The sequence below is a fragment of the Microvirga arsenatis genome (genome assembly GCF_009910705.1).
Lineage (GTDB): Bacteria > Pseudomonadota > Alphaproteobacteria > Rhizobiales > Beijerinckiaceae > Microvirga > Microvirga arsenatis.
On record NZ_JAAAXJ010000006.1, the window covers coordinates 177,431 to 200,238 of the forward strand.

Here is a 22,808-nt window from a genome sequence, read left to right on the forward strand (position 1 = left end):
GCGCGGCAGCGTCCACATTCCGGAAGGGGCTGCCCGGCTATTCCGGCACGTAACGCGGATAGGTGCTCTTGCTGGCGCGCGCGAAGGCGAGGTCGATCTCCACGGTGGCGTAGGGCGCCTCCGGGGTGGTCTCGGCCAGCACGTTGCCCTCCGGGTCCACCACCCAGCCGAGCCCGCCGCAATTGGCCTTGTATCCTTCCGGCGCCCAGAGGTTCGAGGACAGGCAATAGGCGCCCGAGCAGACCGCCGCCGCCTGGCCGCCGGCCAGCCACTTGCGGGTGGAGCCGTGCGGCGTCGCACGGGGAACGCACAGGAGATCGGCGCGGCCCGCCGCATAGTGGCGCGCCCATTCGAAGAACCACATCTCCGTGCAGATCTGAACGCCGACCCGCATGTCCAGCACCCGGGCGATGTCGAAGGCGCGCTCGCCGCGCTCGTACCAGCGGTGCTCGTAATAGCTCTCCTCGTCCGGGAGGTAGTATTTCTCGTGAACGGGAACGGCGCCCGTGGCCTCCGTCCAGACATAAGCCTGGTTCCGCCGGCTGCCGTGGGGCAGGACGATGGGCCGAGTGCCCATGGCGGCCTTGGCGTTCAGGGCGGACAGGCGCGCGATGTAACGTTCGTGCGAGGCCACCGCCTCCTGCCAGCGGTTGCCGTCCGGCACCGGATCGGCCGCGAGCCACTCGCTGAAGCACATCTCCGGAAGGAGCAGGAAGTCCGACTTCTCCCTTGCCATGTGGGCGGCGAGGCCCTCCAAGGCCTCATCGAGGCGATCAGGGCGGCAGTCGATCTGGCAGACGGTGACTTTCATGGCGTCTTGGCTTTCTTCCCGATGAAGGCCGCCAGCTTGGCATCACCTGGTGGCAGCAGAAAGCATCCTTCTGTAAACAGGTAGCCCACTTATTCAGCAGAATGACTGCTCAGATTGGCGATATGCTCACATGCTCGATCGGCTCGACGAAGACCTGCTCCTGCTGCTCGCGGACAATGCCCGCCGCCCGGCTGCCGACATGGCGCGGAAGCTTCGGATCTCCCGGGCGACGGTCCAAAGCCGGATCGAGAGGCTCGTCGATCTCGGCATCATCCGCCGATTCACGGTCGAACTGGGAACCGGAGAGGCCGAAAGGCTGATCGAAGCCTTCGTGCTGGTGCGGCTCACGGCCAAGGACAGCGCCCCCACCATCAATGCCATCAGGAGAATGGAGGCTGTGACCTCCATTCATACCTTAAGCGGGCGCTTCGATCTGATCGTCGACATCCGTGTCCGCACGATGAGCGAGCTCGATACGGTGCTGCTCGCCATCCGCAAGCTGCCGGACGTGGTGGAGACGGAGAGCAGCGTACGGATGACAAGACGGAAGTGATGCCGGTTCGAGGCAGAGCATTAACCTTCCGAACGGGAAATCAGGCTCAAGCAATCTTGATGCCTTAAGCTGCTTTCAGTCAGCTCCGGTGTCGTTCCCATGCCTCTCGATCCTCGCGCAGCTCCCAGCCGCAACTTCAACCTGGCAAACTGGAAGATCGGCCTTCCCATCGACACGGGCGGCGGTTTCGCCGGCAGGGCCATCGAGGTGAAGAACCTATCCGGCTACAAGCATTCCAAGTATTTCTTCACCGGTCCCGACGGCGCGATGACCTTCGTCGCTCCGGTGGAGGGCGCCACCACCAGCGGCTCCTCCTATGCCCGCTCCGAGCTGCGCGAGATGAAAGGTACGGCGAAGGCCGCCTGGACACTGGCGCAGGGGGGCGTCATGTCCGCAACCCTCGAGATCGACCACGCGCCGATCAAGTTCAACGGCAAGCCGGGTCGCATCGTCGTCGGCCAGATCCACGGCAAGGACGACGAGCTGGTGCGTCTGTACTGGGAGAACGGCAAGCTCTACTTCGCCAACGACCAGGCCGGCTCCAACAACACCGAGCAGAAGTTCTACTTCGTCAACGCCTCGGGCCAGCAGCCGAGCGTGTCGCTCGACGAGCGCTTCTCCTACACGATCAACGCCAAGGGCGACAATCTCGAGGTGACGGTCTACGCCGACGGCCAGATCTACAAGTCCGTCTCCAAGATCAACAGCGTCTGGCAGTCCGACGCCTTCTACTTCAAGGCCGGCGCCTACCTGGGGGTCAATGAAACCCAGGGCACAGGTTATGGGCAGGTATCGTTCTATGCCCTGTCCTTTTCCCACAGCGCCAAGGCAATCTCCCAGAAATCGGGGGCTGCGCCGATCAAGGGGGATGCCGGGAAGAACATCCTGAACGGCAAGGCCAGCCCGGACATCTTCTACAGCGGCTATGGCAACGACGTTCTTCACGGCGGTGGGGGAAAGGACGTCTTCGTGTTCGACACCAAGCTCGGAACATCCAAGACGGATCGGAGCGTCAATTTCGACAGGATCCAGGATTTCAGCGCCGGAAGCGACTCGATCTGGCTCGACGATCGGATCTTCACCGCGCTCGGCAAAGGAAAGCCGAGCCAGCCGGCTCCATTGAAAAAGGACCTCTTTGTCGATGGCCTGAGAGCGAAGGATAAGAACGACTATGTGCTCTATGACAGGAAGACCGGCATCCTGGCCTATGATCCCGATGGATCAGGCTCCAAGGGCGCTATCGAGTTCGCGCGGCTTAAAGCCGGAACGTTGCTGACGCACAAGGATCTGTTCATCGTCTAGCGGAGGCTGGCAGCCTTAAGGATTGCGCGCCCAGCTTGCCAGAGATGTCTCCGGATTCCTGTCGGTCGGAACGGCAACCCTCACGGGGGCAGGAGGGGTCTCTCGCGTCATGCAGTCTCTCATCTGCGCCCTGCGGGCTGTTTTGATCGTCCTGCGGTAATCCGGCAACGAGAAGCTGTAGGTGCGATGAATCAAACGTGTTTCGCGGTAACATGCATCCCACCGGGCCTTGCCCTCTGGGGTGGAAGCCCACGCTCCGGGCTCCGCCGACGCGCCGGCCGATGCAAGAACTCCGAGAACGAACACTGCTACTGGTAAACGACGCATCGCTGACTCACATTTGGGATCGACCTGACGCGAGGGGACAACAACATTTAAGCCCATTCGTTTCAGCTGGGCCGTTTGGAACTCTCTTCCTTAAGTCGATACCTTTCCTGGGCAGGATTCCGACTGAAGCTGTGGTCCTACGGCAAGGGAACGGGGATGATGTCGGGCGCAATGATCCGGATGGGCTTGGTGTGACCGGCAGGAGGAGAGGACGTCCCGATGGTGCCGGTGACCTCCGGATCGGGAACGGACGAAGGCTTTGTTAGCGATGCTTCGGTGACACCTCCTTCCAGCCTATCCCGCCTCGCTTTCGGTCTCCTCAACATCGCGTTCGCCATCTGCTGCGACATGGCCTCCGTCACGATGACGTCGCCCTTCCTGCGCTCGATCATGCCTTCGGCCTTGCGCAATGCCCGCGCCCAGGTCTCGTCGGGCTTCTTGCAGGAGCAGCTCGGATCATAGGCTTTCCGATAGCGCAGCGCGTTCGGCAGCCTCATGTACGGTTCGCCTGTATCTGAGACGGCCTCTTCGATGTTTCCTTCCCTCGGAGCGTGAAAGACCATGACCTCCGCATTGGGGCACAAGGCTCTGCACAGGGACACAACGCTGTTTCTTCCTGCCGGCCGGCTGTCCAGGGGGAAGTAGCCGCCGTCGCAGGACCTGACGCATACGAGCTGCCCTCCGCCTTTGAAGCCCGTTGAGGGCATGGATTCCGGCCTCGCGAAATCATCGCAGGCCCTGGCGACGGCGGCCCTGAGCTGGCGCCGGCGTTCATTCACGGCGTCGGCATCGGCCGACTGGTTGAGCAGCGCCTGGTAGCTTGCCTGCAAGGAGCGGATCTGTCCGGCAATGGGTCCACAGGCCGGAGGTGTCTGGAAGAGAAAGCCTCCCTGGCCGCAGCCGATCGCCCGGTAATAGCCTGCCAAGCGCTCGATTTCCGCACGTTGCCGGGCCGCATTGGCTTCCGCCATGCGCGTTGAGGCGCCGCTGCGGTTCAGGGATGCAAGTTCCGCTCTGTACCTCTCGCAGGCTTCCGGCTGGGCGAGGGCCCCGTCCTGGGCTGACAGCATCGCAAGCAGGGCCATCCCGGCAACCAGCAGCAGCTTCTGCGTGAGCTTCAGAGGCACCAGCATGCCCGCTCTCCTGTCCCGAAGGCATTGCTCCCGATGACCGGACCTCCTGCCTTGCCGAAAGCCACGGATGAGGCAGAAATCTCGGTCAATTGTTAAGCCAAGGAACGCAGCCGCGGTTCCCGCGCTACCGCTTTTGCGGGAGGAGCTTTCGGGGCGTTTGCTCTCAGGAAGGCGAAGGCAAGAGATTACGTATGGTAACAAGCGCTCCGCGCCTCCGCCTGCCCAGAAAAGTGCCGTGGTGCGCGAGCGGGCGATTGTGCAGCTCGTAGAAGTTATTTAACTGGGCTCTTCCCTTCAGGACGGCTCTGGGCGTCGGGATCCATGGACGAGAAGAACCTTCAGATCCTTCGCCTTCTTCAGCAGAATGCCCGGCTCCCCCTCAAGACTCTGGCCGGCAAGGTCGGCTTGGCGCGCAGCTCCGTTCGCGAGCGGATCGCCCGCCTGGAGGCGGAAGGCATCATCCGCGGCTACAAGGCGGACGTGCGGCCGGACCCTCAGGCAGGGGAAGCGGTCCGGGCCCTGCTCATGATCCGCCTCCGGCGGACCCCGGCGCGTGAGGCGGTCTCGCGCATCACGGCCCTTCCGGCCGTTCGCCGCTGCCTTTCCGTCAGCGGCGATGTGGACCTTGTGGTGGAGATCGAAGCGGCTGCCATGTCCGCCCTCAACGCGGCCCGGGACGAGATCGCCCTCATGCCGGATGTGGCGGACGTCACGACGGCGATGGTGCTCAAGGACGAGAAGCCGGCCTGAGCCGCCGAAATGGCGGCCGAGCCGCCACAATGGCAGGTGCGGCCGTCCCCGCCTCGATGCCAGATTCCGGGAAAGCCACAAGCCGGAATGCCGCCGTGACCATTCTCGACAACCCCCGTCCCGCCTTCTCGGATGCCGAAGCACGCGAGTTCCTGCGGTCACATTTCGGCGTCGAGGGTGAACTGAGCCCCCTGCCGAGCGAGCGGGATCAGAACTTCCGGGTCATGACGGCGGGAGGGCAGGCCCTGACGTTCAAGATCATGAATGCGGCAGAGCCCCTCCTGGCCATCGAGTTTCAGACCGCTCTCCTGCGCCATCTGGAGGACTGCGACCCGGATCTTGCCGTGCCCCGAATCGTGCCCGGCGCAGGCGGGCGGGACTACGTGCTGATCGACGGCGCGGCGGGGCAGCATGCTCTGCGCCTCGTCACCTATCTTCCGGGCCACCCTCTCGCCCAAGAGGCAAAGACGGCCGAGGTCCTGCGCGGCCTTGGGAGCCTGCTCGGCCGACTCGACCGGGCCCTTGCCGGCTTCGGCCATCCCGGAGCGCACCGCTCCTTCGATTGGGAGATCCGCTCGACGCCCCTGGCCCGCGGGCGCCTGCATGCGGTGACCGACCCCGAGCAGCGCCGTCTCGTGGAGAAGGCCCTCGACATCTACGACAGCCGCGTCGCGCCGTCCCTGAAGCATCTGCGCTCCGGCGTCATCCACAACGATGCCAATGACTGGAACGTGCTTGTCGCCGATGGGCGGGTGAACGGGCTCATCGACTTCGGGGATGCCGTGCACTCGCCCATCGCGGCCGAGATCGCCGTCGCCTGCACCTATGCGATGCTGGAGGAGGGGAGCCCCATCGAGGCGGCGGCCCGGATCGTCGCCGGCTATCACGCCGAGCATCCCCTCCAGGATGCGGAATTCGCCGTGATCCTGGATCTGGTCATGGCGCGCCTCGCCATCAGCGTCACCATGTCGGCAGCCCGCCGCATGGGCGCGGCCGACGACCCCTATCTCTTCGTGAGCGAAAAGCCCGCCTGGGATCTGCTCCGGAAGCTCTCCGCGGTCGACCATCGCATCGCAACCGGGATCCTGCGCCAGGCCTGCGGCCTCGAGGCCGCACCGGGAGCACGCCGGATCCGGGAGTGGCTGTCCGCCAACCGGCGGAACCTGGCGCCCCTCATGAACCCGCACCCTGTGCGCCAGGCCAAGCACGTCCTGGACCTCGGCAGCCCTGACGAGCCGCTGGCTGCTGCCAGCGCGGCCCAGGATCACGAGGCCGCAGACCGCGCCTATGCCGAACTCGTGCGCAGGCATGGCTTTAGCCTCGGCCTCGGTCCGTGGGGAGAGCGGCGCATCATCTACACCGCGCCGTTCTTCGAGTCCGTGCTGGCGGAAGGGACGCGCCGCAACGTCCATCTCGGCCTCGACATCTTCGCTCCGGCAGGAACGGAGATGTTCACGCCTCTGGCCGCGACCGTGGTCGCCGCTACGATCAACCCGGAGCCGCAGGATTACGGCGGGCTGATCCTGCTCGAGCACGAGCCCGAGCCGGGCCTGCGCTTCTGGACGCTCTGGGGGCATCTCGACCATGCCTCCGTCCGGGAGCGCCGCGTCGGCGAGCGGCTGGATGCCGGGGCCTTCGTCGCGCGGCTCGGCGATTACGCGGAAAACGGCGGCTGGGTGCCCCACGTCCACCTGCAGCTCAGCACGACCCGTTACGAGGATGTGAGCATCATCCCCGGCGTCGGCGAGGAAGCCTATGTCGATGTCTGGGCCGACCTCTATCCCCGCCCCTACGATTTCGCAGGCCTGACCATCGAAGCCTTCGAGCGCACCGGCCGCACGAGGGAGGAGCTGATCGAGAAGCGGCGCGAGCGGCTGGGGCGCAACGTCAGCTTGTCTTACAGCACGCCGCTGAAGATGGTGCGCGGCGAGGGCGTCTGGCTCATCGACGACACGGGACGTGCCTATCTCGACTGCTACAACAACGTCGCCCATCTTGGACACTGCCATCCGAACGTGGTGCAGGCCATCGCCCGGCAGGCGGCGCTTCTCAACACCAACACGCGCTACCTGCACGACACGATCATCGACTATACGGAGAGGCTCTCCCGGACCCTGCCAAAGGAACTCGACACCTTCTTCGTCGTCTGCACCGGCAGCGAGGCGAACGATCTGGCCCTGCGCATGGCGCGAACCTATACCGGCCGCAACGACGTGGTGGTTCTGGACTGGGCCTATCATGGCCATACCCAGGCTCTCATCGACATCAGCCCCTACAAGTATAAGCGGAAGGGAGGGCGCGGGCGCCCGGATTTCACTCACGAGCTTCCGATTCCCGAGATCTACCGCGCCCCCATCGCCGGGACGCCTGAGGAGATCGGTGGTCACTATGCCGGCGAGGCAGGCAGGATCATTGCCGACATGGCTGCGTCGGGCCGTGTTCCCGCAGCCTTCATCGCGGAAACCATCCCGAGCGTGGCTGGACAGATCTTCCTGCCCCCGGGATACCTGAAGGATGTCTATTCCCATGTCCGCGCCGCGGGCGGGATCGCCATCGCCGACGAGGTGCAGGTCGGGTTCGGCCGCGTCGGAAGCGCCATGTGGGCGTTCGAGGAACATGGCGTCGTTCCGGACATCGTCACCATGGGCAAGCCCATCGGCAACGGTCATCCGCTCGCCGTCGTCGCGGTGCGCCGCGAGATCGCAACGGCTTTTGCCAACGGCATGGAGTATTTCAACACCTTCGGCGGAAACCCTGTCTCCTGTGCCGCCGGGCTTGCGGTTCTCGACACCATCGAGCAGGAGGGCCTGCTCGCCAACGCCTCCGATCAGGGAGCCTACCTCCTCCAAGGCATGCGGCGCCTGCAGGAGAAGTATCCGGCCGTCGGCGACGTGCGCGGGCGGGGGCTGTTCCTCGGGATCGAGATGGTGCGCGACCGCTCGACCAAGGAGCATGCGGGAGACATCGCATCCAAGATTTCCAACAGGGCCAAGGAACTCGGTGTTCTCATGGGGACGGATGGACCGCATGACAACGTCATCAAGCTGCGTCCGCCGATGATCTTCGGCCGGGAGCACGCGGATCTGCTGCTGGAGGTTCTCGATCGGGCGATGGCCGACATTCTTCATTGAGTCTGTGATGGGCTGGAGTTCAAGGCGGCATGCCGGACGGGGATTGATCGTTGCGGGGATGCTCAGGTGACCTTTATGGCCGGGACCCGGCACGCTACGCTCGGACCATCGATAGGGATCGGGGGCATTCATGATTGACTACGGAGATACCTACTACGCCCGCACTCTCAGCGACGGTGCGCAGCGCTCCGTGCTGGAGGGTCAGGTCAAGGCCGATGTGGCGATTGTCGGAGGCGGCCTTGCGGGCCTCACGGCTGCTCTCGATCTTGCGCGGTCGGGCCGCTCGGTGGCGGTTCTCGAGGCGCAGCGGGTCGGCTGGGGCGCATCCGGCCGCAACGGGGGCTTCGTCGGCCCAGGCTATGCGACGAGCCATGCCAATATCACGCGGATGGTGGGCCCGGAGAGAGCGCGGGAGTTGCACCGGCTTTCGATGGAGGGCGTGCGGATCGTCGAGGAGAACATCGACGCACTGGGCATGAGCGACAACAAGCGCGTCTACGGCAAGCTCAGCGTGCTGCGGTATCATGATCCCGACGGGCTGAAGCAGCACTGCGAGATGATGGAACGGGAGTTCGGCTATCGCCTCGAAGTGATGCCGACGGAGGCCGTTCGAGCCGTCCTGCGCTCGACGAAATACCACCAAGCGCTTCACGACCCGGCATGCTTCCACTTCCATCCCCTCAACTATGCTCGGTCCCTTGCGAAGGCCATCGAGGAACGGGGCGGACGGATCTTCGAAGGATCGCGAGTCCTCGGGTGCGACCTCGACGGAGCGGAGAAAATCTGCCGCACCGCCCGCGGAGAGGTGAGGGCGCGCGAGGTGGTCCTGGCAGGAGGCGGTTACACGGATGATCTCGTGCCGCGCCTGCGCCGAAGCATCCTGCCCATCGCAACCTATGTGCTGCTGACCGAGGCCGCACCGGAGCGGCTTGCGGAGGCGGTGCGTACGCCGATGGCGATCAGCGACAATCGCCGTGCCGGGGACTACTACCGCCTTGTCGACGAAGGAACGCGGCTACTCTGGGGCGGGCGGATCACGACGCGCACGAGCGAGCCGCGCCGCCTCGCCGGGATGATGCAGAGGACCATGGTCGCCACCTATCCGCAGCTCAGGGGCGTGCGCGTCGAGACAGCCTGGTCGGGGCTCATGGCCTATGCGCGCCATCTGATGCCGCTGATCGGCCGGCTCCAGCCAGGCGTCTGGTATGTCTTCGGATTCGGCGGCCGGGGCATGAATACCACAGCCATCGGTGGGCGGGTGATTGCAGAGGGGATCCTCGGTCAGAGCGACCGCTACCGCTTGTACGAGCCTTTTGGCCTCGCCTGGAACGGCGGTCCCTTCGGCGTTGCCGCGGCGCAGCTCACCTACTGGGCCTATCAGGCGATGGATCTTGCCAAGGAGCGCCGCGCGGTTGGCGCAGCCTGAAGTGAATGCCCCTCTGGAACTCAGCCTGGAAGTGATCGAAGAGGCGCCTGTGAAGGCGCCTTTTCACTGAGAGCTCTGAGCTCAAGCCAAGCGGGGCGCCGGACTGCTAGTCGTGCCCCAGGCGCATGCGTCGCTCCAGGAACCGGCTGTAGGCGCCCATCCCGTAGGAGAACAGCAGGAACACGGCAGCCGCGAAGACGTAGCCTTCCAGCACGGCAATACCCACCCAGTTCGGGTCCGTCATCGCCGTGCGCACGGTGGAGAGGAAGTCCAGAAGGCCGATGATCGTAACCAGCGTCGTGTCCTGGAAGAATCCGATGGAGATGTTCACCAGCGGTGGAATCGCAATCTTCAGGGCCTGGGGGAGTACGATGAGGCGCATGGACTGCCAGTAATGCAGGCCCATGGCGCTCGCTGCCTCGTGCTGCCCGCGCGGAATGGCCTGAAGGCCGCCGCGCACGGCTTCCGCGATATAGGCGGCAGCGAAGATGATGATGGCGATCTGCGCCCGCAGAAGCTTGTCGACCGTGATGCCGCTCGGCATGAAAAGGGGCAGCATGACCGAGGCCATGAACAGGATGCTGATGAGGGGGACGCCCCGAATGACCTCGATGAAGACGATGGCGATCACACGGATGGCCGGGAGCTTGGACGAGCGGGCCAGGGCCAGCAGGACGCCGAGCGGGAAGCCGAGGGCAAGCCCCACCGCCGAAAGCAGGAAGGAGAGGGGCAGGCCGCTCCATTGTGTCGTCGGAACATAGGAAAGGCCGAATACGCCGCCTCCGATCAGCACGGCCGACGCGACGATCGTGACGCCCCACAGGACCAGAAGCTTTCTGCTCCAAAATCGCGGAATCATCGTGATCGCCATGGAGCCGAGGAAGAGAGCCATGGCGAGGAGGACCCGCCAATGCTCCTCATACGGATAGACGCCGAAGATCATGAAGCGGAGTTTGGCTTCATAGAAGGGCCAGCAGGCTCCTTGTCCCACCTTGCAGGCCTGGGCTCCTCCTTCCGTGACGGCCCGGGTCACGAGCCAGCCATAGGCTCCCTTGGCGGCAAGCCAGATGATCCACAGGCAGGCCAACGTGACCACGGCATTGACGGGAGTTCCGACCAGTGGCTTCAGCGTGCGGTGGAGCAGGCGGTGCCCCACGCTCGGATCGCGCCGAAGCGGCATCTTCAACTGGGCTTCGGCAATGTCGGTCGCGGTCGTCATGGCCTAGCGCTCCTTCAGCGCGACACGGCTGTTGTACCAGTTCATGAACAAGGAGATCGCGATCGACAGGCCGAGATAGACGAGCATGAAGATCGCGATGCCCTCGATGGCCTGCCCCGTCTGGTTCATGGTCGTGTTGGAGACCATGACCAGATCCGGATAACCGATGGCGATGGCAAGGGACGAATTCTTGAAGAGACTCAAGTAGCTGCTGGTGAGAGGGGGGATGATGACACGAAGGGCTTGAGGCAGGACGACGAGGCGCATGGTCAGGCCGTCCTTCAGGCCCAGCGCGCGCGCTGCCTCCCATTGTCCCTTGCGGACCGACAGGATGCCGCTTCGAACGATCTCGGCAATGCCGGCGGAGGCGGAGAGGGCGAGGCCGACGAGAAGGGCTGTGAACTCCGGCCTGAGCTGGGCTCCGCCTGTGAGGCGGAAACGCCCCTTTTCGGGAATGCTGATCGTCAGCTCGGGCTGAACGACCAGGATCGCGACGACGGGCGGCAACAGAAGGGCGAGAGCCACCAAAGGCCAGGTCGTTTTGTCCCGCCCGGTTCTGATGCGCTCGGCCGTTGCCCGGCGGTGCACGGCAAGCGCGAGGGCGCCGCCGAGGGCGAGTGCGACGAGAACGATCGAGTGGGCGCCGGTCCACGTCAGGGCCGGTACCGTCAGGCCGCTGTTGCTCAGGAAGACATGGGGAAGGATCTCCCATGCCTCGCGAACGCCCGGCAGGCCGGTGACGATCAGCGCATACCAAAGGAAGAGGTAGAGCAGGAGGGGAACATTGCGCAGTGCCTCCACATAGAGGAAGGCGAGCAGGGACAGGAGAGGATTGCGCGAGAGGCGTGCGATGCCGACGAAGAGACCGATGATTGTCGCAAGCACCACGCTCCATGCCGACACCCAGATTGTGTTCACGATGCCGGCCAGGATGGCGCGACCGTAGGTGTCCGTGGGCTTGTAGTCGATCAGGGTCTGGCTGATGACGAACCCTGCCTCGCGTCCCAGGAAGGCAAAGCCCGTGGCGATGTTCTGCTCTTCCAGCTTCTGCGAGACATTCGAGAAGAGGTAAAGCCCCAGAAGGACGATGCTGCCGACGGCGAGCACCTGATACAGGATGGCCCGGAAGCGAAGATTATAGAGGAGCCTCGTCCCGCTCAGCGATTCAGCACGCATGATGATCCTTTCCGGAGACGCCGAGAACGGAACGGGCGGCCGCAAGGCCGCCCGCTGGTCCCAGATTACCGGAACGGCGGGGAGTAGAGCAGGCCGCCCTTGGTCCAGAGCTCGTTCGGCCCGCGCGACAGGCCCAGCCGGGTCTTGGGACCGAGGTTGCGGTCGAAGACTTCGCCGTAATTGCCGACGGACTTGATGATGTTGTAGGCCCATTTGTTGTCGAGGCCGAGCATCTTGCCGAAGTCGCCGTTCACGCCGAGCATGCGCTGGATCTCGGGATCTTCGCTCTTGAGCTGCGCATCCACATTGGCCTGGGTGATGCCCTTCTCCTCGGCGGCGATCAGCGCATAGACCGACCAGTTCATGATGTCGCGCCAGTTGGGATCGTTCTGACGGATCGCCGGGGCGAGAGGCTCCTTCGAGATGGTCTCAGGGAGAACCACGTATTGCGAGGGATCGTTGGCGATGGCGCGCACGGAGGCCAGGTCCGACCGGTCGGTCGTGATGGCGTCGCACCGCCCGCTGAAGAAGGCGTTTCGCCACTCGTCCGAATTTTCGAACACGACGGATTCGTACTTGATGTTCTTAGGCCGGAAGAAGTCTTCCAGGTTCTGGAGCGTCGTGGTGCCCGGCAGCAGGCAGATTGCAGCATCGGCCAGCTCGCTGGCGTTCTTCACGTTCAGCTTCGCCGGAGCCATCAGGCCCTGGCCGTCGTAGAATACCACCGGGCCGAAATCGAGACCGAGGGACGCGTCGCGCGTGAAGCTCCAGGTGTTCTGGCGGGACAGGATGTCCACCTCGCCGGACTGAACGGCCTGGAAGCGCACGTTGGTGTTGAGCGGGACATACTCGACCTTGTCAGGGTCGGCGAAGATCGCGGCCGAGACGGCGCGGCAGATATCCACGTCGAAGCCGCGGCGGACGCCCTTGTCGTCGGCATAGGAGAAGCCGGGAGCAACCGGCGATACGCCGCAAAGGATCTTGCCGCGCTTCTTGACGGTATCGAGCGTTGCCTGCGCCGATGCCGGGCTGGCCGAGATGGCGGCAACACCGGCGACGAGGCCAACCGCGAGCCAGCGTGTCAAAGATCTGGACTGTGTCATTGTATTCCCTCTTTCCGTGCGCCTTATCCGGCCGCTACATGCCAAAGCTAGACCTGAAGCCGCCAGCGTTTCAAGGGCAGAGTTTCCCACCATCATGCATCTGATTGCTTGCTGACCGGGTAAAAGGGATGCAAACTCGCCATTCTTCGCACGCAGCATCCGCTGCGAGTGCTTTTCGTTGCGCGAGTCGTTCATGCCCATCCTGCCAAAAGCCGATATCGTTCTTACAAACGGACGAGTCTTCTGTGGTTTTTCAGAACATGTCACGGAAGCCATCGCCCTTTGGTCTGGTCAGGTGCTGGCGGCAGGAAGCGCTTCCGAGATGGAGCCGCTGATCGGCCCGTCCACCCGCGTGATCGACCTGGCCGGGCGGCTTGCAACGCCGGGACTGTGCGACTCTCATATGCATCTTCTGCCTTACGGCGTCATCATGGGTCATGTGGACGTGCGCCCTGCATCCGCACCGACGCTTGATGCCCTCCTCGAGAAGGTGAGGCAGCGCGCCTCGGCCACGCCGCCCGGCCAGTGGGTCCAGGGGCGAGGCTACGACCAGTTCGAGCTCGACGTCGGGCGCCACCCCCTTCGGGAGGAGCTCGATGCCGTCGCACCCCATCACCCGGTTGCCATCGTCAGGGCCTGCGGCCATGTGACGATCTGCAACTCCATGGCGCTCAGGCTCGCGGGGATCGATGAATCGACGCCGGTTCCTCAGGGAGGGGCAATCGAGCAGCGGGACGGGCGCTTGACCGGGCTGCTCGCGGAGACCGGCCGCGACCGCTTGAAGGCGGTGCTGCCGGAGCCCACCGATGAGGAACTCGTCCAGGCCATCGACGATGCCGGCCGCGCGTGCCTGTCCTATGGAATTACCAGTGTGATGGATGCGGGCGTCGGCATGCGCGCAGGTTATCGGGAGGTTGCAGCCTATCGCACCGCCCAGCGTCTCCGGCGGCTGCCGGTGCGGACGACCCAGTGCCTGCTCGGCGGGCCAGGTGGAATCGTGGAACAGGCCTATGCCGATGGCGTGGTTACGGGTGTGGGCGATTCCATGCTGCGCGTCGGGCCGGTGAAGATCTTTACCGACGGCAGCGCCGGCGGGCGGACAGCCGCCATGACGAAGCCCTATGTGGGAGAGCCCGAGACGACAGGCCTCATGCTCCTGCACGACAACGAGATGAACGATCTCGTGCACGATTACCATGCGAGAGGCTACCAGCTCGCGGTTCATGCCATCGGCGATGCCGCCATCGAGCAGACCCTCAACGCCTTCGAACTTGCTTTGGAGGCCATGCCGGATCCCGATCGACGCCACCGGATCGAGCATGCCGGTTATGCCAGAGCCGACCAGAACGCACGCATGAAGCGTCTGGGCGTGCAGCCGGTGCCGCAGCCCGTCTTCATCTACGATTTCGGCGACCTGTATGTGTCCGTCGTCGGTGAGGAGCGGGCCAAGCCGTCCTACCCGCTCAGAACCTGGATCGATCTCGGCTTCAAGCCCGCGGCCGGCAGCGATGCTCCCGTCTGCGACATCAATCCCTTTCCGAATTTCTATGCAATGCTGACCCGCAAGACATCCCATGGCACCGTCATGGACGAGCAGGAGGTGGTGTCCATCGAGCAGGCGATCACCGCATTCACCGAGTTCGGCGCCTATGTGAACAAGGCGGAGCATGAATGGGGCCGCCTCGTTCCCGGCCTCGCGGGGGACGTTGCCGTGTTCTCGCGCGATCTTCTGACGGCCTCTCCGGAGGAGATCCTGCACGACACCCGCTGCGATCTGACGATCCGCGGCGGCGAGGTCGTGTTCGACCGCCATGGAGAGACGGCTCGCTGATCCAGGGCGACCTGAGGAGAGAGGGCGGGAAAGCAAAAGGCCCCGAGAAAGCTCGGGGCCTTTGTGTTTCGCGAACCTAATCGGAACAGGGATGGCCGGAGCCCGCACGCAGATCAACTGCGCATGGGAAACACGCGCGGGCTCAACTGCTCGAGACTGCGGCCGGCCCAATCGCGCTGGGGCGCTGCCGCAATCGCCTCGGCCTGACCTCGGCGCAGCATCTCGATGTCCTCCCCGATGTCGAAATCCAGCACCTCTCCGCCGCGAACCACCTGGCGGCCGTCCACATAGACGTCCCTGATGGCACGATCATTGGCCGAATAGACGAGGCTGCGGATGGGTTCATAGTCGGGCTGCATATAGGGGTTGCTCATATCGACCACCGAGAAGTCCGCCTTGCAGCCGGGGGCGAGGCGTCCCAGATCGGGGCGGCGGATCATGTCGGCGCCGACGGCAGTGGCGGCCATGAACGCATCCCTCGTAGTGGCGGCCGTGAAGCTGCCGGCGATGATGCGGCCCGCATAGCAGGCCATGCGGAGCTCATCGAGCATGTTGTGGGGGAAGCTGTCGGTGCCGATCCCGCAGCGGATGCTGGCATTCATGTAGCGGCTGAGGGTATTCAGGGCGATGCCGCGGCGGGCAAACACCACGGGGCAGTGGGCGACCTGGGCGCCGCTGTCGCGCAGGCGCTCGAAGTCGTTGGCATGCGGCCAATGAAGCCAGGGATGATCGTTCAGGAAGATGCAATGCCCGATGATCGTATCGGGTCCAAGGGCACCGATCTTGTCCAGCCACTCGATGGGCGTGCAGCCGTAGCGGCGCATGATTTCCTGGAATTCCACGACGCTCTGGGCAGCGTGGATCTGGATCGGCTGGTTCCGTTCGCGTGCGGCATCCAGAGCGTCACGGATCTGTCCTTCCGTACAGGTATCGATCTGAGCAGGACCGATGAAACCCGTGATGCGGCCGCTCGGGTGCTTGGAGGCTGCATCGGCGATGGCGATCGCGTCGCGCAGCAGGCGGTCTCCCGTCGCGGGATCGAGATCGTAGTCGACCGAATGGCCGTTGGTCGTCTTCCAGGGGCCGGATCGGAACATGCCCCAGAGCACCGCTCGGATGCCCGTCTCCGCATATTCGTCGGCCCAGGTCTCGCGGGGCCTGCCGAGATCGCAGATGGTCGTCACGCCGCTTTTCAACAGCTCCGAGGCCGCAACGCGCAGCGCCGGCCGGGTGTATTCGGGGCCGATCTGGAAGACCGGCATGAACTCGTAGAGGGAGCTCTGACCAAGGCGCGGGCTGCCCAGTTCCTCCAGCATTCCCTTCCAGCCGGGCTCGTGACCGGGATGGCTGTGAATGTTCACGAAGCCGGGGATGATCATCATCCGGCTTGCATCGACCTCGACGTCGGCCGTTCCAGAGTAGCCCTCTCCAACATGAAGGATGTCCGGGCCCCGGATCACGAAGTCGGCGTTGCGAAGGTAGACATGTGATCGAGCGGCCTCGTCCCACGCGACAACCCAGTCGCAGTTCCTGAAAAGGGTCGTCTTGGCAGCGGCATTGGACATTTCGGGCTCCCTGAGAGCGGGTGAGATGGACGGGTGAACGGTCAAGGTCTTTAGGCAGCCGAATCCTGCGAGAGGCGGACATGGCCGACAGCCATGGCAACCGCGGCCTGCGTCGGCTCGACGACCGGGATCCCGACAGCTTCCTCAAGGGCAGCACGGTACCTGGCCATGCCGGCACAGCCCATCACGAGAACGTCGGCTCCATGGCTGGTCTTCAATGTGCGCCCCACTTCGATCATGCGGCTGAGGGTCCGCGTCTCGTCGGACAGTTCCGCCACGCCGAGACCGATCGGCAGATCGGCTGCGAAACGATCCATGACTCCCATCGCGCCAAAGTAGCGGAGATGCCTCGGAATTGATGTCGGCAGGATGGCAATCACCCCGAATCTTTGCCCGAGGGTGAGCGCCGTCAGGACCCCGCATTCCGCAATCCCGAAGACGCGGCGACGGCTCTGCTCGCGGAGCGCGTGGAGGCCGGGATCCGAGAAGCACGCGATGACGAAAGCACCCGCGTCTTCCTCCAGTTCGGCAGCCTTCCGCAGCATGGGACCAATGACACCGTCTACATCACGCTGCGATTGGATGCCCGGCGGTCCCTCCTCAAGGGAGAGGCATGCGATGTCCGGGCCATCGGCGCTCCTCAAGGGAGCCACTGCCTTGTCGATCGAGGCCGTAACGGTTTGAGAGGAGTTGGGGTTGATGACGTAGACCGTTGATCCCATGATCGTCTCATCCTCGTGCTGCCAACGGCAGCGAAAAGGGCGCCAGGGTGGAGAGGGAGCGGCCTTGCGGGTCGTCGCGCTCGGCTCGCTCGCAGGCCCGCTTCTGGGCATCCTGCAGTTCCCGAACCGCGCCGTCATAATCCAGGTTCACGACGCGGCGGTCCTTCATCACTTGGCGGCCGTCCACATAGACGTCACGGACAGCGCGCTCGGCGGCGCAATGGATCAGGTTGCGCAGAGGGTCATGGATCGGCTGCATGGCAGGGTGGCTGAGATCGACGAGAACGAGATCGGCCTTGGCGCCTGGGGTCAGACGTCCGATGTCCTTGCGGCCGAGGGCCTTCGCTCCGCCTGTGGTCGCGGCGGAAAACAAGCCGCCCGTATCAAGATCGAAGACGCTGCGTCCCGTAACGCGGGAGCAGATGAGAGCCTCCCGCATCTCCTCGAGCATATTGAAAGGATAGCTGTCGGTGCCGATGCCGACATTGACGCCGGCACGCCGATAGGCGCCGAGGCTCTCGAGCGTCATACCGCTGCGGGCGAAGGTCACCGGACAGTGGGCCACCGACGTACCGCTCTGCGCAAGCCGCATCAGATCGTCACGGCTGCGCTGCCGGGTCCAGGAATGGTGATCGAGAAAGATGCAATGCCCGAGGATCAGGTCCGGCCCGAGCACCTCGAGACGCTCCAGCATGGCCGGAGCAGTCTCTCCTGTCCGTCGGAGAAGCTCCTCGTGCTCGGCCATGGTTTGCGCCGCATGGATGGTAACTCGCATGCCGCGGCTGCGGGCCTGTGCCACAGATTCCTGGATCAACTCCTCGGAGCAGGTCTCAATCTGCGACGGAGCAATGACGCCATCGATGCGCCCGCTGGGATGGGCCCGAGCCTGCTCGACAAAGGCCAGGGCTTCGGCGTAGCGCTCTCGCCCTCGAGCCGTGTCCCAGTCGAAATCGAGCCGGTAGCTGCCGACCATCCGCCACCGCGCCTCCCGGAAACCGGGGGCAAGGTAAGCCCTCAGCCCGCTTTCCGCCGCCAGCGTCAGCCACCTGGAATGAGGCGAAGCGATATCGAGGTGCGTCGTCACACCGCTGCGCATCAGATCGCCCAACATGACGGTCTGGCACGCAGCCTTGGCATCCGGGTCCGAGTCGATCAGGGCAGAGTATTCGTAAAGGGCGTTGCCCCAGAGAGCTGCGGTTCCAACATCCTCGAACAACCCCTTGGCAATGGGCTCGTCACCCGAATGGCAATGGATGTTTACCAGACCGGGCATCGCCATGACCGAGGCGCCGGCAATCACCTCGTCGGCATGTCCCTCATATTCAGAACCCACAAAGAGGATGCCGGCGTGTGAGAAGGCGACGTCGGCATCCCGCATGTAGACATGCTGGGAAGTGCCTTCATCCCAGGCGACCACCCAGGCTGCCTTGCGGATGACGGTGATTGCATCAGCCATGATCGGTCGGTTCCATGCGGAGGAGGTTAAGGATGGCTGGCTCCCGAGACCATGAGATTTGGAACGTGCAAATCACAGGAGCTGGGCGCCGAAATTGGTGGCCGGATCGAATTCAGGGCTCAGCCTGCCGGTCGGGCGCATGGATGCGGCGCAGTCGCGCAGCAGCAGTTGTCCCGAACCCGGTACTGCCTGGAGCGCTCCGTCTGCGACGACGATGTCGCCCCGTCGCAGAACGATCTCGGGCCAGCCCTTCACTATCCGTCCTGCGAAGGGGTTGTAGCCGACATTGTCATGCAGCCCGTCGTCGGTCAGCGTGACCTCCCGATCCGGGTTCCAGATGGCGATGTCGGCATCCGCTCCAATCGCGATCGCGCCCTTGCGGGGGTAAAGCCCATAGATCTTTGCCGGGGCCGTTGACGTCAGCTCGACAAATTTCTCGAGGCTCGACCGACCCTTGCTCACCATCGCGTCGAACAGCAGCGGCAGGCGCGTCTCAAGGCCTGGAAGCCCGTTAGCAATCTGCTTGAAATCCGGATCGGGACCCGCAGAGAGCTTGCCGCTCTCATCGAAGCGGTAGGGAGCATGGTCCGAGGAGACGACCTGAAGGTCGCCGAGTTCGAGGGCACGCCACAAGGCCTCCTGATCGGATACGGTGCGGGGAGGGGGGCTGCACATCCACTTGGCGCCTTCAAGACCTGGGCGGTCCAGATCGCCCGCGGTCAGGAACAGGTATTGCGGGCAGGTTTCGGCAAAGACCTTGATACCTTCCCCACGCGCTCGCCGGATGACGGCCGCGCCCTCTGCCGTAGACACATGGAACAGCATGATGGGCTGATCGAGGAGCTGTGAGAAGCGGATGAGACGCTCGAAAGCCTCAATCTCGCATACCCGCGGATGACTGACCCCGTGAAACTTTGGTGCTTTATAACCCCGTGACACGAGCCGGTCCGACATCCACCTAATCATGCCGTGATTCTCGGCATGCGCGCAGACCAGGGCTCCGTGCTTGCGCGCGACCATCATCACATCGAGAATCTGCTCGTCGAGCAGGCGGACCCGATCGTAGGTCATGAAGATCTTGATTGACCGGTGGCCGGCCTCGATGAGGCGGGGCAGGTCCGCCTCCAGCGCCTCTGGCGTGGGATCGGAAATCCACAGATGGAAGGCATAATCCGTCACCGCGCCCGCGGCCGCAAGTCCGGTATAGCTCTCGACCACATCCCGGAGTCTATCGCCTCGATGCTGCGCTGCAAACGAGACAACCGTCGTCGTCCCGCCGAAAGCTGCCGACCGGGTTGCCGTTTCGAAGGTATCGGCATTCATCAGGCCGCCGCCGGAGAGCTGCTCGATGTGGCAATGGGCGTCGACCCCACCCGGGAGAACGAGGCGGTCGACGGCATTGATGGAACGGCGTCCTTGCAGGCTTCGTCCGAGCGCAACGATCGTACCGTCATGAATGGCCACGTCCATGGCCAACACGCCCTCGGTGGTCGCGACGCTTCCTCCCTTGATCACCAGATCGTACTCCACCGATGAGTCTCCCCATTCTTCTTTTCAAGGTGGCGATGTGATTCATTTCTTGTGCATGCTGTAATCTATGCAGACGCACTCAGTCTCAGCAAGGGGGCGGTTCCCACAATATGCGTTGCGAGCCCAATGGATAGGCTTGCTTCAAACCCCCGACGGGGCCGGCCTCCGGGGTCGCCAAGCGTTCACCTCCTGACGGTATCCGGAGAAGAAACGACAGGGCAGCGGATCCAATCGAGAAAGTCTTATGCTCGTAGCGACTCGTCCAGGCAATCAGGTCTGCCAAGCAAAGCTGGCGTCCGAACTCGAGTTTCAGGCTCTAAATCGGCGAGTTGCCGGAGGGAGAAGAGAGCCGTTAGGTCGAAGATGGAGATCGCGAAATTAGGTATCGTTTTGAGAAATGAGGGTGCTCGGCATCTTCGTCGCTAAGACGCCCTCAGTCGGAGGGATGCCTGCAATACGAATGCAACTCTGCTAAGTGCGCTTCGACAGATTGGTCTGTCATCTCCATCTACATGAGAACAACACGATTTCGTCCGGCTGATTTGGCTTGGTAGAGAGCCAAGTCTGCGCGCTTGACGAGTGCATCGATGCTCTCTCCCTCCTTCCATTCGCTGACGCCGAAGCTGCAGGTGAGTCGGATTTCTCCCACTTGAGCGGCTCTGATCTGAAGATCTGCCATTCGAAGACGCAGGTCATCTGCAAGTCTGTAGGCTCCCATCCGATCCATTCGGGGACACAGAATGCCGAACTCCTCCCCGCCCAAGCGGCCGACGATGAGCCCGTCCTGCACGGATTCCTGTGCCGCCGCCTTCAGGGCTAGGTCGCCGACATCGTGGCCATAGCGATCATTGATGGACTTGAAGTGATCGATATCGAACATGATGAAGGAAACATGCGCGAGGCAGGGCTGCTTGCCGATGCTGTGTTGCAGGCGCTCAAAGAGCGCGCGTCGGTTGAAGAGACCCGTTAGAGGGTCAGTTTCGGCAAGCTTGATCAACTCGTTGTGCATGAAGGTCAGGCGCTCAGCCGCTCTCAACCTTGCATGAAGCTCTTCCGGAATAGGAGGCTTCGAGATGAAATCGTCCGCTCCACTGTCGAGAGCCTCGGACAGTTTGCGGGAATTCCGCATTGACGACATAGCGATGATGTACAGGCTTCTATGAGCCTGAGCCAGCAACCGGGCCGACCAGCAGAGTTCCAGCCCGCTGATCGGAAGAACCTCAAGGCTCGTGATGAGCCCGTTCACCTCTTCATGGGTACTGACGAAATCGAGGGCGTGCTGGGAGTCGGTAAAGCAAGAAACAATGTGACCTCGCGATGCGAGGACACTTGAGATAACTTTCAGCGCCACACGGCTGGGATCGACAACAACGATATGCATAGCCAATTTCAAAGCCCTGATCAGTCTATTCGTAAACTCCTAGAGAATTATGAAGGCTGAGGAATTTATTGAACTTTCAATGGCGGGATCAAAGCCGGGACATCCTTCAACAAGGCGTCACGAGGAGCATTGTCTGAAAAATGTGCCTTCAAGATCGCAGATCCTCTGTTAACCATCGATTCCAATTAGGTTTACGGAACGTTAATCTCAGTTGAAAAGAGCCGCTGAAGCCTGAATAAAGAGGCAGCGGCGTGAATGATCCGAACTCGCCGCCTGTTCTATTCGGTTTGCAGGGACAAGATCATGCTCAGTGCCACAGCACGATCCGACAACTATATTCTCCTTGAGCCGAAGAGCGTCTTCGATCCCAAGCTTGTGCTTCCTGAAAATCAGACGCCGTCTCAGACGGCAGCAGGTGCACAGCATCTTCGCCTGCCGAACATCAATGTGAAGCTCGACTTCCAGAATAGGACCTATTGGGCAGCCATGCGCCCGAGTGTGCGCCCAATCTTCACGATGGATCTTCTGAGGGACATGCTTTTCATGCAGGAGTCCATTCGGCAGATCACCAGAGAGACGAAAGATCATCCGCGTCAAGCGATCGAATACGTCGTCTTCGGATCATCGACGCCAGGAATCTACAACCTGGGCGGCGACCTTGCCCATTTCGCTGACCGGATCCGCGCCAGGGATAGAGCAAGCTTGCAGGCTTATGCCTATGCCTGCATCGATGTCATCTATGGAAATGCAACCGCATTCTATGCGCCTGTGGTCACAATCGGCCTTGTGCAGGGTGACGCTCTCGGCGGAGGGCTTGAATGCGCTTTGTCGTTTGATCTGCTAGTTGCAGAGAAGAATGCGAAGATGGGGCTGCCGGAGGTGCTGTTCAACCTGATGCCGGGAATGGGAGCCTACAGCTTCCTGTCCCGGAAGATCGGCACTGCTGCTGCAGAGAAGCTGATCATGAGCGGCAAGGTTTATACAGCGGAAGAACTTCATCAGCTCGGCGTTGTCGACATTCTGGCTGATGATGGAGATGGCGAGAATGTCGTCAGGGAGTACATCGAGCGCAACAGCCGCAAGCACAATGCCCACACAGCGATGTACCGTGCACGTCGGCGGGTAAATCCCATCACCTATGACGAGCTGCGCGACATCGTCGACATCTGGGTCGACGCCACCCTGGGATTGGGTGAGCCGGATCTGCGCAAGATGCTGCGTCTGACAGCCGCCCAAGACCGTCGGCTTGCCGCCGCAATGGTTTCGGATACCCAGGTTATCCTCGAAAGAACCAGCTAGGCGAGGTCGTGGTACGGCATATCTCATGATCCTGAAGCAGCCTGTCCTTCGGGCCAACCTTCCGCTCGGATGGGCTAGATCGAGATGGATGCC

Annotated in this window: 17 protein-coding genes; 7 read left to right on the forward strand and 10 right to left on the reverse strand. The window is 63.0% G+C overall.

Annotation, left to right across the window (positions count from 1 at the left end):
* Positions 1–37 precede the first annotated feature (37 nt).
* Positions 38–811 carry a carbon-nitrogen hydrolase family protein gene (locus GR303_RS13580; RefSeq protein ID WP_161722783.1) on the reverse strand — a complete coding sequence of 258 codons (774 nt, stop codon included), beginning with the start codon at positions 809–811 and terminating at the stop codon, positions 38–40.
* A gap of 130 nt (positions 812–941) precedes the next feature.
* On the opposite strand from GR303_RS13580, the gene GR303_RS13585 reads away from it, so the two are divergent.
* Positions 942–1,364, forward strand: coding sequence for an Lrp/AsnC family transcriptional regulator (locus GR303_RS13585; protein WP_161722784.1), 423 nt, complete (start codon positions 942–944; stop codon positions 1,362–1,364).
* A 99-nt stretch (positions 1,365–1,463) separates the two neighbouring features.
* Complete coding sequence (locus GR303_RS13590; RefSeq protein WP_161722785.1) at positions 1,464–2,666, forward strand: polysaccharide lyase family 7 protein; 1,203 nt, start codon at positions 1,464–1,466, stop codon at positions 2,664–2,666.
* A gap of 464 nt (positions 2,667–3,130) precedes the next feature.
* On the opposite strand, the gene GR303_RS13595 is transcribed toward GR303_RS13590, so the two are convergent.
* Positions 3,131–4,126, reverse strand: a complete 996-nt coding sequence (locus GR303_RS13595; RefSeq protein WP_161722786.1) for a DUF2865 domain-containing protein — start codon at positions 4,124–4,126, stop codon at positions 3,131–3,133.
* Positions 4,127–4,447: 321 nt separating this feature from the next.
* Here GR303_RS13595 and GR303_RS13600 point away from each other — a divergent pair, with 321 nt between their 5' ends.
* From GR303_RS13600 to GR303_RS13610, 3 genes are all read left to right on the forward strand, one after another.
* Positions 4,448–4,876 carry an Lrp/AsnC family transcriptional regulator gene (locus tag GR303_RS13600; protein WP_161722787.1) on the forward strand — a complete coding sequence of 143 codons (429 nt, stop codon included), beginning with the start codon at positions 4,448–4,450 and terminating at the stop codon, positions 4,874–4,876.
* A 95-nt stretch (positions 4,877–4,971) separates the two neighbouring features.
* Positions 4,972–8,007 carry an aminotransferase class III-fold pyridoxal phosphate-dependent enzyme gene (locus GR303_RS13605; protein WP_161722788.1) on the forward strand — a complete coding sequence of 1,012 codons (3,036 nt, stop codon included), beginning with the start codon at positions 4,972–4,974 and terminating at the stop codon, positions 8,005–8,007.
* A 133-nt stretch (positions 8,008–8,140) separates the two neighbouring features.
* Positions 8,141–9,433: an NAD(P)/FAD-dependent oxidoreductase gene (locus GR303_RS13610; protein WP_343038433.1), complete on the forward strand. Its 1,293-nt coding sequence runs from the start codon at positions 8,141–8,143 to the stop codon at positions 9,431–9,433.
* Between the two features lie 106 nt (positions 9,434–9,539).
* Here GR303_RS13610 and GR303_RS13615 read toward each other — a convergent pair whose 3' ends face one another.
* The 3 genes from GR303_RS13615 to GR303_RS13625 all read right to left on the reverse strand — a co-directional run bounded on the left by GR303_RS13615 (position 9,540) and on the right by GR303_RS13625 (position 12,931).
* Complete coding sequence (locus GR303_RS13615) at positions 9,540–10,652, reverse strand: amino acid ABC transporter permease (RefSeq protein ID WP_161722790.1); 1,113 nt, start codon at positions 10,650–10,652, stop codon at positions 9,540–9,542.
* A gap of 3 nt (positions 10,653–10,655) precedes the next feature.
* The gene (locus tag GR303_RS13620) at positions 10,656–11,828 is read right to left on the reverse strand and encodes an amino acid ABC transporter permease (RefSeq protein ID WP_161722791.1); all 1,173 of its coding nucleotides are present in this window, start codon (positions 11,826–11,828) and stop codon (positions 10,656–10,658) included.
* 65 nt (positions 11,829–11,893) lie between these two features.
* Entirely contained in the window at positions 11,894–12,931 is a 1,038-nt protein-coding gene (locus tag GR303_RS13625; protein ID WP_161722792.1) for an amino acid ABC transporter substrate-binding protein, read from the reverse strand.
* A 193-nt stretch (positions 12,932–13,124) separates the two neighbouring features.
* Between GR303_RS13625 and GR303_RS13630 the strand changes: the two genes are divergently transcribed.
* On the forward strand, positions 13,125–14,762 hold the full coding sequence (locus tag GR303_RS13630; RefSeq protein WP_161722793.1) for an amidohydrolase: 1,638 nt from the start codon (positions 13,125–13,127) through the stop codon (positions 14,760–14,762).
* A gap of 113 nt (positions 14,763–14,875) precedes the next feature.
* Here GR303_RS13630 and GR303_RS13635 read toward each other — a convergent pair whose 3' ends face one another.
* The 5 genes from GR303_RS13635 to GR303_RS13655 form a co-directional block, all read right to left on the reverse strand.
* Positions 14,876–16,327, reverse strand: a complete 1,452-nt coding sequence (locus GR303_RS13635; protein WP_161722794.1) for an amidohydrolase family protein — start codon at positions 16,325–16,327, stop codon at positions 14,876–14,878.
* A gap of 50 nt (positions 16,328–16,377) precedes the next feature.
* Positions 16,378–17,049, reverse strand: a complete 672-nt coding sequence (locus GR303_RS13640; RefSeq protein ID WP_161722795.1) for an aspartate/glutamate racemase family protein — start codon at positions 17,047–17,049, stop codon at positions 16,378–16,380.
* Positions 17,050–17,056: 7 nt separating this feature from the next.
* Positions 17,057–18,505 carry an amidohydrolase family protein gene (locus GR303_RS13645; protein ID WP_161722796.1) on the reverse strand — a complete coding sequence of 483 codons (1,449 nt, stop codon included), beginning with the start codon at positions 18,503–18,505 and terminating at the stop codon, positions 17,057–17,059.
* Positions 18,506–18,577: 72 nt separating this feature from the next.
* A complete protein-coding gene (gene hydA, locus GR303_RS13650; protein WP_161722797.1) occupies positions 18,578–20,035 on the reverse strand; it encodes a dihydropyrimidinase in 1,458 nt (485 codons plus the stop codon).
* 508 nt (positions 20,036–20,543) lie between these two features.
* Positions 20,544–21,416, reverse strand: a complete 873-nt coding sequence (locus GR303_RS13655) for a GGDEF domain-containing response regulator (RefSeq protein ID WP_161722798.1) — start codon at positions 21,414–21,416, stop codon at positions 20,544–20,546.
* Positions 21,417–21,719: 303 nt separating this feature from the next.
* On the opposite strand from GR303_RS13655, the gene GR303_RS13660 reads away from it, so the two are divergent.
* The gene (locus GR303_RS13660) at positions 21,720–22,715 is read left to right on the forward strand and encodes a crotonase/enoyl-CoA hydratase family protein (protein WP_161722799.1); all 996 of its coding nucleotides are present in this window, start codon (positions 21,720–21,722) and stop codon (positions 22,713–22,715) included.
* Positions 22,716–22,808: the final 93 nt, after the last annotated feature.

Bases quoted from the DNA above. Each gene is read 5' to 3' on its own strand.
- GR303_RS13580 (WP_161722783.1), bottom strand. From the start codon at position 811: ATGAAAGTCACCGTCTGCCAGATCGACTGCCGCCCTGATCGCCTCGAT.
- GR303_RS13585 (WP_161722784.1), top strand. From the start codon at position 942: ATGCTCGATCGGCTCGACGAAGACCTGCTCCTGCTGCTCGCGGACAAT.
- GR303_RS13590 (WP_161722785.1), top strand. From the start codon at position 1,464: ATGCCTCTCGATCCTCGCGCAGCTCCCAGCCGCAACTTCAACCTGGCA.
- GR303_RS13595 (WP_161722786.1), bottom strand. From the start codon at position 4,126: ATGCTGGTGCCTCTGAAGCTCACGCAGAAGCTGCTGCTGGTTGCCGGG.
- GR303_RS13600 (WP_161722787.1), top strand. From the start codon at position 4,448: ATGGACGAGAAGAACCTTCAGATCCTTCGCCTTCTTCAGCAGAATGCC.
- GR303_RS13615 (WP_161722790.1), bottom strand. From the start codon at position 10,652: ATGACGACCGCGACCGACATTGCCGAAGCCCAGTTGAAGATGCCGCTT.
- GR303_RS13620 (WP_161722791.1), bottom strand. From the start codon at position 11,828: ATGCGTGCTGAATCGCTGAGCGGGACGAGGCTCCTCTATAATCTTCGC.
- GR303_RS13625 (WP_161722792.1), bottom strand. From the start codon at position 12,931: ATGACACAGTCCAGATCTTTGACACGCTGGCTCGCGGTTGGCCTCGTC.
- GR303_RS13630 (WP_161722793.1), top strand. From the start codon at position 13,125: ATGCCCATCCTGCCAAAAGCCGATATCGTTCTTACAAACGGACGAGTC.
- GR303_RS13635 (WP_161722794.1), bottom strand. From the start codon at position 16,327: ATGTCCAATGCCGCTGCCAAGACGACCCTTTTCAGGAACTGCGACTGG.
- GR303_RS13640 (WP_161722795.1), bottom strand. From the start codon at position 17,049: ATGGGATCAACGGTCTACGTCATCAACCCCAACTCCTCTCAAACCGTT.
- GR303_RS13645 (WP_161722796.1), bottom strand. From the start codon at position 18,505: ATGGCTGATGCAATCACCGTCATCCGCAAGGCAGCCTGGGTGGTCGCC.
- GR303_RS13655 (WP_161722798.1), bottom strand. From the start codon at position 21,416: ATGCATATCGTTGTTGTCGATCCCAGCCGTGTGGCGCTGAAAGTTATC.
- GR303_RS13660 (WP_161722799.1), top strand. From the start codon at position 21,720: ATGCTCAGTGCCACAGCACGATCCGACAACTATATTCTCCTTGAGCCG.